This window comes from Pseudomonas sp. CVAP#3 (genome assembly GCF_018986375.1).
Taxonomy (GTDB): domain Bacteria; phylum Pseudomonadota; class Gammaproteobacteria; order Pseudomonadales; family Pseudomonadaceae; genus Aquipseudomonas; species Aquipseudomonas helvetica.
Map to the genome: position 1 here is coordinate 33,205 of NZ_JAHMSC010000005.1, position 14,368 is coordinate 47,572.

The 14,368-nt window shown below is 56.8% G+C and carries 15 protein-coding genes; all 15 read left to right on the forward strand.

Annotation, left to right across the window (positions count from 1 at the left end; all coding sequences use genetic code 11):
- The first annotated feature begins 2 nt into the window (after window positions 1–2).
- The 15 genes from rsmG (at window position 3) to glmS (ending at window position 13,901) form a co-directional block, all read left to right on the forward strand.
- Window positions 3–638, forward strand: coding sequence for a 16S rRNA (guanine(527)-N(7))-methyltransferase RsmG (gene rsmG / locus KRR23_RS10765; protein ID WP_185015445.1), 636 nt, complete (start codon window positions 3–5; stop codon window positions 636–638).
- An 18-nt stretch (window positions 639–656) separates the two neighbouring features.
- The gene (locus KRR23_RS10770) at window positions 657–1,454 is read left to right on the forward strand and encodes a ParA family protein (RefSeq protein ID WP_019694399.1); all 798 of its coding nucleotides are present in this window, start codon (window positions 657–659) and stop codon (window positions 1,452–1,454) included.
- Between the two features lie 9 nt (window positions 1,455–1,463).
- The gene (locus tag KRR23_RS10775; RefSeq protein ID WP_216742486.1) at window positions 1,464–2,336 is read left to right on the forward strand and encodes a ParB/RepB/Spo0J family partition protein; all 873 of its coding nucleotides are present in this window, start codon (window positions 1,464–1,466) and stop codon (window positions 2,334–2,336) included.
- Window positions 2,337–2,484: 148 nt separating this feature from the next.
- Window positions 2,485–2,892, forward strand: a complete 408-nt coding sequence (locus KRR23_RS10780) for a F0F1 ATP synthase subunit I (protein ID WP_054594857.1) — start codon at window positions 2,485–2,487, stop codon at window positions 2,890–2,892.
- Window positions 2,893–2,908: 16 nt separating this feature from the next.
- Window positions 2,909–3,778, forward strand: a complete 870-nt coding sequence (atpB, locus tag KRR23_RS10785; RefSeq protein ID WP_123427106.1) for a F0F1 ATP synthase subunit A — start codon at window positions 2,909–2,911, stop codon at window positions 3,776–3,778.
- Window positions 3,779–3,911: 133 nt separating this feature from the next.
- On the forward strand, window positions 3,912–4,169 hold the full coding sequence (gene atpE, locus KRR23_RS10790) for a F0F1 ATP synthase subunit C (RefSeq protein WP_019694395.1): 258 nt from the start codon (window positions 3,912–3,914) through the stop codon (window positions 4,167–4,169).
- Window positions 4,170–4,227: 58 nt separating this feature from the next.
- Entirely contained in the window at window positions 4,228–4,698 is a 471-nt protein-coding gene (locus KRR23_RS10795; RefSeq protein WP_054594855.1) for a F0F1 ATP synthase subunit B, read from the forward strand.
- 12 nt (window positions 4,699–4,710) lie between these two features.
- Complete coding sequence (locus KRR23_RS10800) at window positions 4,711–5,247, forward strand: F0F1 ATP synthase subunit delta (RefSeq protein WP_054594854.1); 537 nt, start codon at window positions 4,711–4,713, stop codon at window positions 5,245–5,247.
- 21 nt (window positions 5,248–5,268) lie between these two features.
- Window positions 5,269–6,813 (forward strand): F0F1 ATP synthase subunit alpha, encoded by a 1,545-nt coding sequence (gene atpA / locus KRR23_RS10805; RefSeq protein ID WP_054594853.1) that lies wholly within the window; start codon window positions 5,269–5,271, stop codon window positions 6,811–6,813.
- Window positions 6,814–6,863: 50 nt separating this feature from the next.
- A complete protein-coding gene (gene atpG, locus KRR23_RS10810) occupies window positions 6,864–7,724 on the forward strand; it encodes a F0F1 ATP synthase subunit gamma (protein ID WP_054594852.1) in 861 nt (286 codons plus the stop codon).
- Between the two features lie 27 nt (window positions 7,725–7,751).
- A complete protein-coding gene (atpD, locus tag KRR23_RS10815; protein WP_019694391.1) occupies window positions 7,752–9,131 on the forward strand; it encodes a F0F1 ATP synthase subunit beta in 1,380 nt (459 codons plus the stop codon).
- A 44-nt stretch (window positions 9,132–9,175) separates the two neighbouring features.
- On the forward strand, window positions 9,176–9,601 hold the full coding sequence (locus KRR23_RS10820) for a F0F1 ATP synthase subunit epsilon (RefSeq protein ID WP_216742487.1): 426 nt from the start codon (window positions 9,176–9,178) through the stop codon (window positions 9,599–9,601).
- A 117-nt stretch (window positions 9,602–9,718) separates the two neighbouring features.
- The gene (gene glmU / locus KRR23_RS10825) at window positions 9,719–11,086 is read left to right on the forward strand and encodes a bifunctional UDP-N-acetylglucosamine diphosphorylase/glucosamine-1-phosphate N-acetyltransferase GlmU (protein WP_216742488.1); all 1,368 of its coding nucleotides are present in this window, start codon (window positions 9,719–9,721) and stop codon (window positions 11,084–11,086) included.
- A 204-nt stretch (window positions 11,087–11,290) separates the two neighbouring features.
- Window positions 11,291–12,067: a DeoR/GlpR family DNA-binding transcription regulator gene (locus KRR23_RS10830; protein ID WP_216742489.1), complete on the forward strand. Its 777-nt coding sequence runs from the start codon at window positions 11,291–11,293 to the stop codon at window positions 12,065–12,067.
- 1 nt (window position 12,068) lies between these two features.
- Window positions 12,069–13,901 (forward strand): glutamine--fructose-6-phosphate transaminase (isomerizing), encoded by a 1,833-nt coding sequence (glmS, locus tag KRR23_RS10835; RefSeq protein WP_216742490.1) that lies wholly within the window; start codon window positions 12,069–12,071, stop codon window positions 13,899–13,901.
- Window positions 13,902–14,368 lie beyond the last annotated feature (467 nt).

Sequence of the window (14,368 nt, forward strand, 5' to 3'; positions counted from 1 at the left end):
CGATGGTCACCTCGCAACACGCCGAAGAGTTATCCACAGGTGCTCGCCAGCTCGGTGTCAACCTGACAGAAACCCAGCACGCGCAGCTGCTGGGTTATCTGGCCCTGTTGATCAAATGGAACAAGGCTTACAACCTGACCGCCGTGCGTGATCCGGACGAAATGGTTTCGCGGCACCTGCTCGACAGCCTGAGCGTGATGTCCTTCATCGAAAACGGCCGCTGGCTGGATGTTGGCAGCGGCGGCGGCATGCCGGGTATTCCACTGGCGATCCTGTTTCCCGAGTCGCAAGTGACGTGCCTGGACAGCAATGGCAAGAAAACCCGCTTCCTGACTCAGGTCAAACTCGAACTCAAACTGGATAACCTGCAAGTTATCCACAGTCGCGTCGAAGCCTTCACGCCTGAATTGCCGTTTAACGGGATCATTTCCCGGGCATTCAGCAGCATGGAGAACTTCAGCAACTGGACTCGCCACTTGGGCGATAGCGATACACGTTGGCTGGCAATGAAGGGCGTTCATCCCGCGGATGAGCTGGTAGCATTGCCGGCAGACTTCCACCTCGATAGCGAACACGCCCTGGCCGTACCCGGTTGCCAAGGCCAACGCCATCTGCTGATACTGCGCCGCACGGCATGATTGGGAACACAAGCAAGAATGGCTAAGGTATTCGCGATAGCGAACCAAAAGGGTGGTGTGGGCAAGACCACCACCTGTATCAACCTCGCAGCATCCCTGGTCGCGACCAAGCGCCGGGTGTTGTTGATCGATCTTGATCCACAGGGCAACGCCACCATGGGTAGCGGTGTGGATAAACACGGTCTGGAAAACTCGGTCTACGACCTGTTGATCGGCGAATGCGACCTGGCCCAGGCCATGCACTTTTCCGAACACGGTGGTTACCAGTTGTTGCCGGCCAACCGCGATTTGACCGCGGCTGAAGTCGTTCTACTGGAAATGCAGATGAAGGAAAGCCGTCTGCGCAGCGCTCTGGCGCCGATCCGTGAGAACTACGATTACATTTTGATCGACTGCCCACCGTCGCTGTCGATGCTCACGCTCAATGCTCTGGTTGCCTCCGACGGGGTGATTATCCCCATGCAGTGCGAGTATTTCGCGCTCGAAGGGTTGAGCGACCTTGTGGATAACATCAAGCGTATCGCTGAGCTGCTGAACCCGAACCTGAAAATCGAAGGCCTGCTGCGGACTATGTACGACCCGCGCCTGAGCCTGATGAACGATGTGTCGGCACAGCTCAAGGAACACTTCGGCGAGCAACTGTATGACACCGTGATTCCGCGCAACATCCGTCTGGCCGAAGCTCCAAGTTATGGCATGCCGGCGTTGGCCTATGACAAACAATCCCGTGGCGCACTGGCCTATCTGGCCCTGGCGGGCGAGATGGTTCGTCGTCAGCGCAAAAATTCACGCATTGCCGCTGCTCAGGCAACTTAAGGAATCCCCATGGCCGTCAAGAAACGAGGTCTCGGACGTGGACTGGATGCACTGCTGAGTGGTCCGACTGTCAGCTTGCTTGAAGAACAAGCGGTGCAGGCCGATCAGCGTGAGCTGCAACACCTGCCGCTGGACCTGATCCAGCGCGGCAAGTACCAGCCGCGTCGGGACATGGACCCACAGGCGCTGGAAGAACTGGCGCAGTCGATCAAGGCTCAAGGCGTGATGCAGCCGATCGTGGTTCGCCCGATCGGTGCCGGCCGCTTTGAAATCATCGCCGGCGAACGCCGCTGGCGCGCCAGCCAGCAGGCTGGCCAGGAAACCATCCCGGCGATGGTCCGCGATGTGCCGGATGAAACCGCAATCGCCATGGCGTTGATCGAGAACATCCAGCGCGAAGATCTCAATCCGATCGAGGAAGCGGTAGCCCTGCAGCGTCTGCAGCAGGAATTCCAGCTGACTCAGCAGCAAGTCGCCGAAGCTGTGGGCAAATCCCGCGTGACCGTGGCCAATTTGTTGCGCCTGATTGCATTGCCGGAAGTCATCAAGACCATGCTGTCCCACGGCGACCTGGAAATGGGTCATGCCCGGGCTTTGCTCGGGTTGCCGGAAAATCAACAGGTCGAGGGGGCGCGACATGTTGTCGCACGTGGCCTCACCGTGCGTCAGACCGAGGCCCTGGTTCGCCAGTGGTTGAGTGGTAAACCGGCGCCCGCCGAACCCTCGAAACCGGACCCGGATATCGCTCGTCTCGAACAACGCCTGGCAGAGCGCCTAGGCTCTGCGGTGCAGATCCGCCACGGGAAGAAGGGCAAAGGGCAGTTGGTGATTGGCTACAACTCCCTTGATGAGCTTCAAGGCGTCCTCGCACATATCCGCTGAAACATTTCCTCATGTAGCGCGACGTTCGAAATCACTACCTGACAGTTGAATAGGGGCTGAACCGCCCCTATACTCTGCGCGCATTTTGTCGGCACAAATTATGCCAAGTTATTGAATTCTGGCAGCCGGCCTTTGAGGAGCAAAAGTGATGGAAACCCGCACGCCAAACCGCTTGCCGTTCCATCGCTTGGCGGTTTTTCCCGTGTTATTGGCGCAATTTGTCGTTTTGCTGCTTGCAGCGACGGCGCTCTGGCGATGGCATGGAGTCGTAGCCGGATACTCAGGACTCTGCGGAGGTCTGATAGCCTTGCTTCCCAATGTTTATTTCGCTCACAGGGCATTTCGGTTTTCCGGCGCCCGAGCAGCTCAAGCCATTGTCCGGTCTTTTTATGCCGGCGAGGCGGGCAAACTGATTTTGACGGCAGTGCTCTTTGCATTGACGTTCGCAGGTGTGAAGCCACTGGCGCCGCTAGCTGTATTCGGCGTCTTCGTGCTGACCCAACTGGTCAGCTGGTTCGCTCCCCTGCTGATGAGAACAAGACTTTCGAGACCTTAGGGCGTTTGAGGCAACCATGGCAGCAGAATCCGCTTCGGGCTATATCCAGCACCACTTGCAAAACCTGACCTTCGGTCAGCTACCTACCGGCGGCTGGGGCTTTGCCCACACCGCAGCAGAAGCCAAGGCAATGGGCTTCTGGGCTTTCCACGTCGATACCCTCGGCTGGTCGGTCGCGTTGGGTCTGATCTTCGTTCTTCTTTTCCGCATGGCGGCGAAGAAGGCGACTTCCGGCGTACCAGGTGCCTTGCAGAACTTCGTTGAAGTATTGGTCGAATTCGTCGACAGCAGCGTGAAAGACAGCTTCCATGGCCGTAGCCCGGTGGTTGCACCTTTGGCACTGACCATCTTCGTCTGGGTGTTCATGATGAACGCCATCGACCTGGTACCGGTCGACTGGATCCCGCAACTGGCCGCGGCCATTTCCGGCAACCACGAGATTCCGTTCCGCGCCGTATCGACCACCGACCCGAACGCTACGCTGGCCATGGCCTTCTCGGTGTTCGCGCTGATCATTTTCTACAGCATCAAGATCAAGGGCATCGGCGGCTTTATCGGCGAACTGACCTTGCACCCGTTCGGCAGCAAGAACATTTTCCTTCAAGCCCTGCTGATTCCGGTGAACTTCCTGCTGGAGTTCGTGACGCTGATTGCCAAGCCAATTTCGCTGGCACTGCGTCTGTTCGGCAACATGTACGCTGGCGAGCTGGTGTTTATCCTGATCGCCGTGATGTTCGGCAGCGGCCTGCTCTGGCTTAGCGGTCTGGGCATTGTTCTGCAGTGGGCGTGGGCTGTGTTCCACATCCTGATCATCACCCTGCAGGCGTTTATCTTCATGATGCTGACCATCGTCTACCTGTCGATGGCGCACGAAGAGAACCATTAAGACCTGCTTCGGCTAGTCTGATGTCCCTCTCGCTTCGGTGAGAGGGGGCCCGTACCGGGCTCGATGAAACGATTTGTTTTACCGCTTTAATCTAAAAAACCTAAACCATACGACGTAAAAGTCGGGAGGAAAGATGGAAACTGTAGTTGGTCTAACCGCTATCGCTGTTGCACTGTTGATCGGCCTGGGCGCACTGGGTACCGCAATTGGTTTCGGCCTGTTGGGTGGCAAGTTCCTGGAAGGCGCAGCGCGTCAGCCAGAAATGGTTCCAATGCTGCAAGTTAAAATGTTCATCGTTGCCGGTCTGCTCGACGCCGTAACCATGATCGGCGTTGGTATCGCTCTGTTCTTCACCTTCGCGAACCCTTTCGTTGGTCAACTCGCTCACTAATCACTCGGATTTTCGAGTTGAGCAAGTCTGATGGACAACGAACGAGCGAGGTGTTGGCGTGAACATTAATGCAACCCTGATTGGCCAGTCCGTTGCGTTCTTCATTTTTGTACTGTTTTGCATGAAGTTCGTGTGGCCTCCGGTCATCGCGGCTTTGCACGAACGTCAGAAGAAGATCGCGGATGGACTGGACGCTGCCGCCCGAGCAGCTCGCGACCTGGAATTGGCCCAAGATAAAGCGGGTCAACAACTGCGCGAAGCTAAAGCTCAGGCAGCCGAAATCATTGAGCAAGCCAAGAAGCGCGGTAATCAGATCGTCGAAGAGGCTGTTGATAAAGCCCGTGTCGACGCTGAACGTGTGAAATTGCAGGCTCAGGCCGAGATCGAACAGGAACTGAACAGTGTCAAAGACGCGCTGCGTGCCCAACTGGGTGCACTGGCCGTTGGCGGCGCCGAGAAGATCCTGGGTGCCACAATCGATCAAAACGCGCACGCGGAGCTGGTAAACAAACTGGCTGCTGAAATTTAAGCGAGGGCGATCATGGCAGAACTGACCACGTTGGCCCGACCTTACGCTAAGGCAGCCTTCGAGCACGCCCAGGCCCACCAGCAACTGGCCTCTTGGTCAGCCATGCTCGGCCTGGCTGCAGCAGTGTCGCAAGACGACACCATGCAGCGCGTGCTCAAGGCCCCGCGACTGACGAGCGCAGACAAGGCCGCCACGTTTATTGACGTGTGCGGCGACAAGTTTGATGCCAAGGCACAGAACTTCATCAACGTCGTTGCCGAAAACGACCGTCTCCCGCTTTTGCCGGAGATATCCGCTCTGTTCGACCTGTACAAGGCCGAACAAGAGAAGTCGGTAGACGTTGAAGTGACCAGTGCTTTCGCGTTGAACCAAGAACAGCAAGACAAACTCGCCAAGGTTCTCAGTGCACGACTCAACCGGGAAGTGCGCCTGCAAGTCGAGGAAGACAAATCCCTGATAGGGGGCATTGTCATCCGCGCCGGCGACCTGGTTATCGATGGCTCGGTTCGCGGCAAACTCGCGAACCTTGCCGAAGCATTGAAATCTTGAGTTTGAAGGGGCAGCAGAGCAATGCAGCAACTCAATCCTTCCGAAATAAGTGAAATTATCAAGGGCCGCATCGAAAAGCTCGATGTGACCTCCCAAGCCCGTAACGAAGGCACTGTCGTCAGCGTATCTGACGGCATCGTGCGGATTCACGGTCTGGCCGACGTTATGTACGGCGAGATGATCGAGTTTCCGGGCGGCGTCTACGGTATGGCCCTCAACCTGGAGCAAGACTCTGTAGGTGCCGTTGTATTGGGCTCTTACCAGACTCTGGCTGAAGGCATGAGCGCCAAGTGCACTGGCCGCATCCTCGAAGTTCCGGTTGGTAAGGAACTGCTGGGTCGCGTAGTCGATGCACTGGGTAACCCAGTTGACGGTAAAGGTCCGCTGAACAACACCGAGACCGATGCGGTCGAGAAAGTTGCTCCGGGCGTGATCTGGCGTAAGTCGGTAGACCAGCCTGTACAGACTGGCTACAAGGCTGTTGATGCCATGATCCCTGTCGGCCGTGGCCAGCGTGAGCTGATCATCGGTGACCGTCAGATCGGTAAAACTGCTCTGGCGATCGACGCGATCATCAACCAGAAAGACAGCGGCATCTTCTGCGTCTACGTTGCTATCGGTCAGAAACAATCGACCATCGCCAACGTGGTTCGCAAGCTGGAAGAAAACGGCGCCTTGGCTAACACCATCGTCGTAGCTGCCAGTGCTTCGGAATCGGCTGCGCTGCAATTCCTGGCACCGTACTCCGGTTGCACCATGGGCGAATATTTCCGCGACCGCGGTGAAGACGCGCTGATCGTTTATGACGATCTGTCCAAGCAAGCAGTGGCTTACCGCCAGATTTCCCTGCTGCTGCGCCGTCCACCAGGCCGTGAAGCCTACCCAGGCGACGTGTTCTATCTCCACTCCCGTCTGCTGGAGCGCGCATCCCGCGTTTCGGAAGAGTACGTAGAGAAGTTCACTAACGGTGCCGTGACTGGCAAGACCGGTTCCTTGACCGCTCTTCCAATCATTGAAACCCAGGCTGGCGACGTTTCCGCGTTCGTTCCGACCAACGTGATTTCGATCACCGACGGTCAGATCTTCCTGGAATCGGCCATGTTCAACTCCGGGATCCGTCCTGCAGTGAACGCCGGTGTTTCGGTATCCCGTGTGGGTGGTGCCGCTCAGACCAAGATCATCAAGAAGCTTTCCGGTGGTATCCGTACCGCTCTGGCTCAGTACCGTGAACTGGCTGCATTCGCCCAGTTCGCTTCTGACCTGGACGAAGCCACTCGCAAGCAGCTTGAGCATGGTCAGCGCGTTACCGAGCTGATGAAGCAGAAGCAATATGCGCCGATGTCCATTGCCGACATGTCGTTGTCCCTGTATGCCGCTGAACGTGGCTTCCTGGTAGACATCGAGATTCCAAAAATCGGTAGCTTCGAGCAGGCGATGATTGCTTACTTCAACCGCGATCACGCCGAATTGATGGCGAAGATCAACGTGAAGGGTGACTTCAATGACGAAATCGACGCTGGCCTGAAAGCCGGTATCGAGAAGTTCAAGGCCACCCAAACCTGGTAAGCCGCAGCGGGGGCCGAGAGGCTCCCGCTTGCTAACCTGATAGGTGTTACATGGCAGGCGCAAAAGAGATTCGCAGTAAGATTGCGAGCATCAAAAGCACGCAAAAAATTACCAGCGCCATGGAAAAAGTGGCGGTCAGCAAAATGCGCAAGGCACAAATGCGCATGTCGGCTAGCCGTCCTTACGCGGAGCGCATCCGCCAGGTTATTGGTCATCTGGCCAACGCTAACCCGGAATATCGCCACCCGTTCATGATCGAGCGTGCTATCAAGCGCGTTGGTTATGTCGTCGTGAGCAGTGACCGTGGTCTGTGTGGTGGCTTGAACACCAACCTGTTCAAGGCTTTGGTCAAGGACATGGCGGTAAACCGCGAACAAGGCGTCGAGATCGATCTGTGCGTGATTGGTAGCAAAGGTGCGGCTTTCTTCCGCAACTTCGGCGGTAACGTCGTTGCAGCTATCAGCCACCTGGGTGAAGAGCCGTCGATCAATGATCTGATCGGCAGCGTCAAGGTGATGCTGGATGCCTACCTGGACGGCCGTATTGACCGCCTGTGCGTGGTGTCCAACAAGTTCATCAACACCATGACGCAACAGCCTACCGTGGAGCAGTTGATTCCACTGGTAGCGACCCCGGATCAAGAACTCAAGCACCACTGGGACTATCTCTACGAACCGGATGCCAAGGAGCTGCTTGACGGCTTGATGGTCCGCTACGTGGAGTCACAGGTCTACCAAGCGGTGGTCGAGAACAACGCAGCTGAACAAGCGGCGCGGATGATCGCAATGAAGAACGCTACCGACAACGCCGGTGACTTGATCAGCGATTTGCAGCTGATCTACAACAAGGCGCGTCAGGCTGCGATCACCCAAGAGATCTCGGAAATCGTCGGCGGCGCTGCCGCGGTTTAACGGTTCAAATATTCAGAGGATCCAGCTATGAGTAGCGGACGTATCGTTCAAATCATCGGCGCCGTTATCGACGTGGAATTTCCACGCGACAGCGTACCGAGCATCTACAACGCGCTGGAAGTACAAAGCGCGGCCGGAACTACGCTTGAAGTTCAGCAGCAGCTGGGCGACGGCGTGGTTCGTACCATTGCGATGGGCTCCACCGAGGGCTTGAAGCGTGGTCTGGAAGTCAAGGACTCCGGCGCAGCCATCTCCGTACCGGTCGGTAAAGCGACCCTGGGCCGGATCATGGACGTACTGGGTAACCCGATCGACGAAGCTGGCCCGATTGACACCGAAGAACGCTGGGGCATTCACCGTCCTGCACCGTCCTTCGCTGAACAAGCTGGCGGCAATGACCTGCTGGAAACCGGCATCAAGGTTATCGACCTGGTTTGCCCGTTCGCCAAAGGCGGTAAAGTCGGTCTGTTCGGTGGTGCCGGTGTAGGCAAAACCGTAAACATGATGGAACTGATCCGTAACATCGCCATCGAGCACAGCGGTTATTCCGTGTTCGCCGGTGTGGGTGAGCGTACTCGTGAGGGTAACGACTTCTACCACGAGATGAAGGACTCCAACGTTCTGGACAAAGTGGCACTGGTTTACGGTCAGATGAACGAGCCGCCGGGAAACCGTCTGCGCGTAGCTCTGACCGGCCTGACCATGGCCGAGAAGTTCCGTGACGAAGGTAACGACGTTCTGCTGTTCGTCGACAACATCTATCGTTACACCCTGGCCGGTACTGAAGTATCCGCACTGCTGGGCCGTATGCCTTCTGCAGTAGGTTACCAGCCGACCCTGGCTGAAGAGATGGGCACTCTGCAAGAGCGCATCACTTCCACCAAAAACGGTTCGATCACCTCGATCCAAGCGGTATACGTACCTGCGGATGACTTGACTGACCCGTCGCCAGCGACCACCTTCGCCCACTTGGACGCCACCGTCGTTCTGTCCCGTGACATCGCTTCCCTGGGTATCTACCCAGCGGTAGATCCACTGGATTCGACTTCGCGTCAGCTGGACCCGAACGTGATCGGTCAGGACCACTACGACACCGCTCGCGGCGTTCAGTATGTTCTGCAGCGTTACAAAGAACTGAAGGACATCATTGCGATCCTGGGTATGGACGAGCTGTCGGAAACCGACAAGCAGTTGGTATCCCGCGCTCGTAAGATCCAGCGCTTCTTGTCGCAGCCGTTCTTCGTGGCTGAAGTCTTCACCGGTGCATCGGGTAAATACGTTTCCCTGAAAGACACCATTGCTGGCTTCAAAGGCATCCTCAACGGTGACTACGACCACCTGCCAGAACAAGCGTTCTACATGGTCGGCGGCATCGAAGAAGCGATCGAGAAAGCCAAGAAACTGTAATCCCGGCGCCCGGCAACGGGCGCTAATCAGGTTGAGGCAAGCAGATGGCTATGACAGTCCATTGCGATATCGTCAGCGCGGAAGGAGAAATCTTTTCCGGTCTGGTCGAGATGGTGATTGCGCACGGCAGCCTAGGTGATCTTGGTATCGCTCTGGGTCACGCTCCGCTGATCACTGAACTCAAGCCAGGTCCGATCCGCCTGATAAAACAGGGTGGGGAAACCGAGGTGTTTTACATCTCCGGTGGTTACCTCGAGGTTCAGCCGAACATGGTCAAGGTTCTTGCCGACACCGTGCAACGTGCTGCCGACCTGGACGAAGCCTCCGCTCAGCTAGCCGTTCAGGCTGCTGAGAAGGCCTTGCATGAAAGAGGCGCCGAGTTCGACTACGGTTCCGCTGCCGCTCGTCTGGCCGAGGCGACAGCTCAGCTGCGCACCGTCCAGCAGATACGCAAGAAGTTCGGCGGCTGATAAGTCTCCCGCTTGTTGTGTGATTGATTAAAAAGGGTAGCCTCGGCTACCCTTTTTCTTTTTCTGCAAATTACCTCTTGGTCGCAGCCGCTGACCTCCCAGGATTGGTAGCCAGTCATGTCTCTAGAAATCGTTATTCTCGCTGCCGGTCAAGGCACTCGCATGCGTTCGGCGCTGCCAAAGGTGCTTCACCCGGTGGCAGGGAACTCCATGCTTGGCCATGTTATCCACAGCGCTCGCCAACTTGATCCACAGCGCATTCACGTGGTGATCGGCCATGGTGCCGACGTGGTACGCGAGCGTCTGGCAGCAGATGACTTGAACTTCGTGTTGCAGGACCAGCAACTCGGCACAGGTCACGCAGTGGCCCAGGCTGTGCCGTTCATTACCGCCGATACCGTATTAATCCTTTATGGTGACGTGCCGCTGATCGAAGTCCCGACCCTGCAACGCCTGCTCAAGCTTGTGGCGCCGCTGCAGATGGGGCTGTTGACCGTCGAACTCGATGACCCGACGGGTTATGGCCGTATCGTACGCAACGCTGATGGGCGGGTGACCGCTATCGTCGAACACAAGGATGCCAGTGAAGCCCAGCGTACGATTACCGAAGGCAACACCGGCATTATGGCGGTGCCGGCCAGTCATCTGGGGGACTGGATGAGCCGGCTCTCCAACAACAATGCGCAGGGCGAGTATTACCTGACCGACGTGATTGCCATGGCAGTCAGCGACGGTCTGGTGGTGGACACCGAGCAGCCTCACGACGCGATGGAAGTGCAGGGCGCCAACGACCGCAAACAGCTCGCAGAGCTGGAGCGTCATTATCAGTTGCGCGAAGGCCGTCGTCTGATGGCCCAGGGCGTGACGTTGCGCGATCCGGCACGGTTTGATGTGCGCGGTGACGTGACAGTCGGCCGTGATGTGCTGATCGACATCAACGTGATTCTCGAAGGCCGTGTGGTCATCGAAGACGACGTGGTCATTGGTCCGAACTGCGTGATCAAGGACAGCACCCTGCGCAAGGGCGTGGTCATCAAGGCCAACAGCCACATCGAAGGCGCGGTATTGGGCGAGGGTAGCGATGCCGGTCCGTTCGCGCGCTTGCGTCCGGGTACTGTGCTGGAAGCCCGCGCGCATGTGGGTAACTTTGTCGAGCTGAAGAATGCCCATCTGGGCGAAGGTGCCAAGGCCGGCCACCTGACCTATCTGGGCGATGCCGAAGTCGGCGCGCGGACCAACATTGGCGCCGGCACCATCACCTGCAACTATGATGGCGTCAACAAGTGGAAGACCGTCCTGGGTGAAGACGTATTCATTGGCTCCAACAACTCGTTGGTAGCGCCTGTGGATATCCTGGACGGCGCGACTACTGCGGCGGGTTCGACGATTACCTCGACTGTGGATAAGTCCCAGTTGGCCGTTGGTCGGGCTCGACAGAAGAATATCGATGGCTGGAAGCGTCCAGTGAAAGTCCAGAAGAGCTGAGTTATCCACAGATCGTCAGATCAAGAGATCGCAGCCTGCGGCAGTTCCTACGGTGATTTCGTTTACACCATCTCGTAGGAACTGCCGCAGGCTGCGATCTTTTTATAGGTTATCCACAGATATTTTTTAAGTGCCGGCTTGACGAAGTTTCGCCGATAGGTTTTTATTGCTTTCGTTATCTTTCGAATCGAAACTTATCAACTCATGTCAAAGCGCAATACACCACAACGTCGTCACAATATCCTTGCCTTGCTCAATGAACAGGGCGAAGTCAGTGTGGATGAACTGGCCAAGCGTTTTGAAACCTCGGAAGTTACAATTCGCAAAGATCTGGCGGCACTTGAAAGCAATGGCTTGTTGTTACGCCGTTACGGCGGTGCGATCACCATGCCGCAAGAGTTGGTCAGTGACCCGAGCCAACCGGTTTCCCGGTACAAGCAAGCCATTGCCCAAGCGGCGGTGGCGCGGATTCGCGAACATGCGCGGATCATTATCGACAGTGGCAGCACTACGGCGGCAATGATTCTACAACTTGGCCAACAGCCGGGCCTGGTGGTCATGACCAATTCGTTGTACGTCGCCAATGCGTTGAGCGAACTTGAACATGAGCCTGTGCTGTTGATGACCGGGGGAACCTGGGACCCGCATTCCGAGTCATTCCAGGGGCAGGTCGCCGAGCAGGTCCTGCGCTCTTACGATTTTGATCAGTTGTTCATCGGTGCCGATGGCATTGATCTGGTACGAGGTACCACGACCTTTAATGAATTGCTCGGTCTAAGCCGAGTGATGGCCGACGTGGCCCGTGAAGTGATCGTGATGGTCGAATCCGACAAGATCGGCCGCAAGATTCCAAACCTGGAGCTGCCATGGAGCAGCATCCATACCCTTATTACCGATGATCGCCTGCCGCAAGAGGCTCGTGATCAGATTCAGGCCCGCGGCATTAACGTGATTTGCGCGGCAATCAGCCAGGAGAAATAGCATGTGTGGAATTGTCGGTGCAGTCGCGGAACGTAATATCACCGCTATTTTGCTCGAAGGTCTGAAGCGCCTCGAATACCGCGGCTACGACAGCGCCGGCGTGGCGGTTTACACCAACGGTGAGAAACTCGAGCGCATGCGTCGCCCGGGTAAGGTCAGCGAACTGGAACAAGCTCTGGCGCAAGAGCCGCTGGTTGGCCGTCTGGGCATCGCCCACACCCGTTGGGCCACTCACGGTGCACCCTGCGAGCGTAATGCTCACCCGCATTTCTCCGGTGATCTGGCGGTGGTGCACAACGGCATCATCGAAAACCATGAAGCCCTGCGTGAACAGCTCAAGGCACTGGGCTACGTGTTCACCTCGGACACCGATACTGAAGTCATTGCCCACCTGCTGAACCACAAACTCAAAGACCTCCCCGACCTGACCGTTGCCCTCAAGGCCACCGTCAAGGAGTTGCACGGCGCTTACGGCCTGGCCGTTATCAGCGCGCAGCAACCGGATCGTCTGGTCGCAGCTCGCAGTGGTAGCCCGTTGGTGATCGGCCTGGGTCTGGGCGAGAACTTCCTCGCCTCCGACCAACTGGCACTGCGTCAGGTCACTGACCGTTTCATGTACCTGGAAGAAGGCGACATCGCTGAGATCCGCCGTGACAGCGTGCAGATCTGGGATATCGACGGCAACGTTGTCGAGCGTGACGCGGTGCAGTACCGCGACAGTGCCGAGTCCGCCGAGAAGGGCGAGTTCCGTCACTACATGCTCAAGGAAATCCACGAGCAACCGTCGGTCGTGCAACGCACTCTTGAAGGCCGCCTTGGCCCGAATCAGGTGTTGGTCCAAGCGTTCGGCCCACAAGCCGCCGAGCTGTTTGCCAAGGTCCGCAATGTGCAGATCGTCGCCTGCGGCACCAGTTACCACGCCGGTATGGTCGCGCGTTACTGGCTTGAAGAACTTGCCGGGATCCCATGCCAGGTCGAAGTCGCCAGCGAATTTCGCTATCGCAAAGTGGTCGTGCAGCCAGATTCGTTGTTCGTGACCATCTCTCAGTCCGGTGAAACGGCTGACACCCTGGCTGCACTGCGCAATGCCAAAGAGTTGGGTTTCCTTGCCAGCCTGGCGATCTGCAACGTCGGCATCAGTTCCTTGGTGCGTGAGTCCGACCTGACGCTGCTGACCCAGGCCGGTCGCGAAATCGGTGTGGCGTCGACCAAAGCATTCACCACTCAGTTGGTGGGGCTGCTGCTGTTGACCCTGTCGCTGGGTCAGGTGCGTGGCACCTTGGCTGAAGGCGTGGAAGCGACACTGGTCGAAGAGCTTCGTCGCTTGCCAACTCGTCTGGGTGAAGCCCTGGCGATGGATAGCATTGTGGAGAAAGTCGCCGAGCTGTTTGCCGACAAGAAACACACGCTGTTCCTGGGTCGTGGCGCACAGTACCCGGTGGCGATGGAAGGCTCGCTGAAGCTCAAGGAAATCTCCTACATCCACGCTGAAGCCTACCCGGCCGGCGAGCTCAAGCATGGCCCGTTGGCGCTGGTCGACGACGACATGCCAGTAGTGACGGTGGCACCGAACAACGAACTGTTGGAGAAGTTGAAATCCAACCTGCAGGAAGTTCGTGCCCGTGGTGGTCAGCTGATTGTGTTTGCTGACGAAAAAGCCGGCATGAGCAATGGCGAAGGCACGCATGTGGTCAACATGCCGCACATCCACGACATCCTGTCGCCGATCCTCTACACCATTCCGCTGCAACTGCTCTCGTACTACGTCGCTGTGCTTAAAGGTACTGACGTCGACCAACCGCGTAACCTGGCAAAATCGGTGACGGTGGAGTAAGTCATTGCGGCGATCAGGAGCTCGTGGTTTTCAATAATTCACACGGGCATAGAATAATAACGTCTGACATAGAATAATAACCTCCGACACAGTAGTAATTAAGCACGACACAATGGCAAACCCTTTAAATACAAAGGGTTTTCATTTTTTTGCCTCGCCGCTCATCAGGTTTCCGTCGCGCTGAGTACGATGCAATACGCTAAACACGCGGCTTACGGCTTTCTCTCCTACCAAAGATTTCCCAGGAGTTAATTAGAACATTTGCTGAAGGAGTAGCGCAGGCTGGCCTTATGCTCGGGAGATTGCTGTGCGAGGCCGAAAAGATTTGAGAACAGTTCCCACTCTTTTCCGTGTCTGCACTTCAGGCAATCGCCTCGTCCTTGGCTTACTAAGCTCCTTCGTTTTTATAAATACCCGCTGTCTCCTCAACAACTAACAAGCGCTCACACCATGGATGGAATCGATAT

Coding starts and splice junctions, on each gene's coding strand:
- KRR23_RS10800 (WP_054594854.1), top strand. CDS start 4,711: ATGGCAGAACTGACCACGTTGGCCCGACCTTACGCTAAGGCAGCCTTC.
- KRR23_RS10770 (WP_019694399.1), top strand. CDS start 657: ATGGCTAAGGTATTCGCGATAGCGAACCAAAAGGGTGGTGTGGGCAAG.
- KRR23_RS10775 (WP_216742486.1), top strand. CDS start 1,464: ATGGCCGTCAAGAAACGAGGTCTCGGACGTGGACTGGATGCACTGCTG.
- atpG (WP_054594852.1), top strand. CDS start 6,864: ATGGCAGGCGCAAAAGAGATTCGCAGTAAGATTGCGAGCATCAAAAGC.
- KRR23_RS10830 (WP_216742489.1), top strand. CDS start 11,291: ATGTCAAAGCGCAATACACCACAACGTCGTCACAATATCCTTGCCTTG.
- atpD (WP_019694391.1), top strand. CDS start 7,752: ATGAGTAGCGGACGTATCGTTCAAATCATCGGCGCCGTTATCGACGTG.
- KRR23_RS10780 (WP_054594857.1), top strand. CDS start 2,485: ATGGAAACCCGCACGCCAAACCGCTTGCCGTTCCATCGCTTGGCGGTT.
- atpB (WP_123427106.1), top strand. CDS start 2,909: ATGGCAGCAGAATCCGCTTCGGGCTATATCCAGCACCACTTGCAAAAC.
- glmS (WP_216742490.1), top strand. CDS start 12,069: ATGTGTGGAATTGTCGGTGCAGTCGCGGAACGTAATATCACCGCTATT.
- atpE (WP_019694395.1), top strand. CDS start 3,912: ATGGAAACTGTAGTTGGTCTAACCGCTATCGCTGTTGCACTGTTGATC.
- KRR23_RS10820 (WP_216742487.1), top strand. CDS start 9,176: ATGGCTATGACAGTCCATTGCGATATCGTCAGCGCGGAAGGAGAAATC.
- rsmG (WP_185015445.1), top strand. CDS start 3: ATGGTCACCTCGCAACACGCCGAAGAGTTATCCACAGGTGCTCGCCAG.
- atpA (WP_054594853.1), top strand. CDS start 5,269: ATGCAGCAACTCAATCCTTCCGAAATAAGTGAAATTATCAAGGGCCGC.
- glmU (WP_216742488.1), top strand. CDS start 9,719: ATGTCTCTAGAAATCGTTATTCTCGCTGCCGGTCAAGGCACTCGCATG.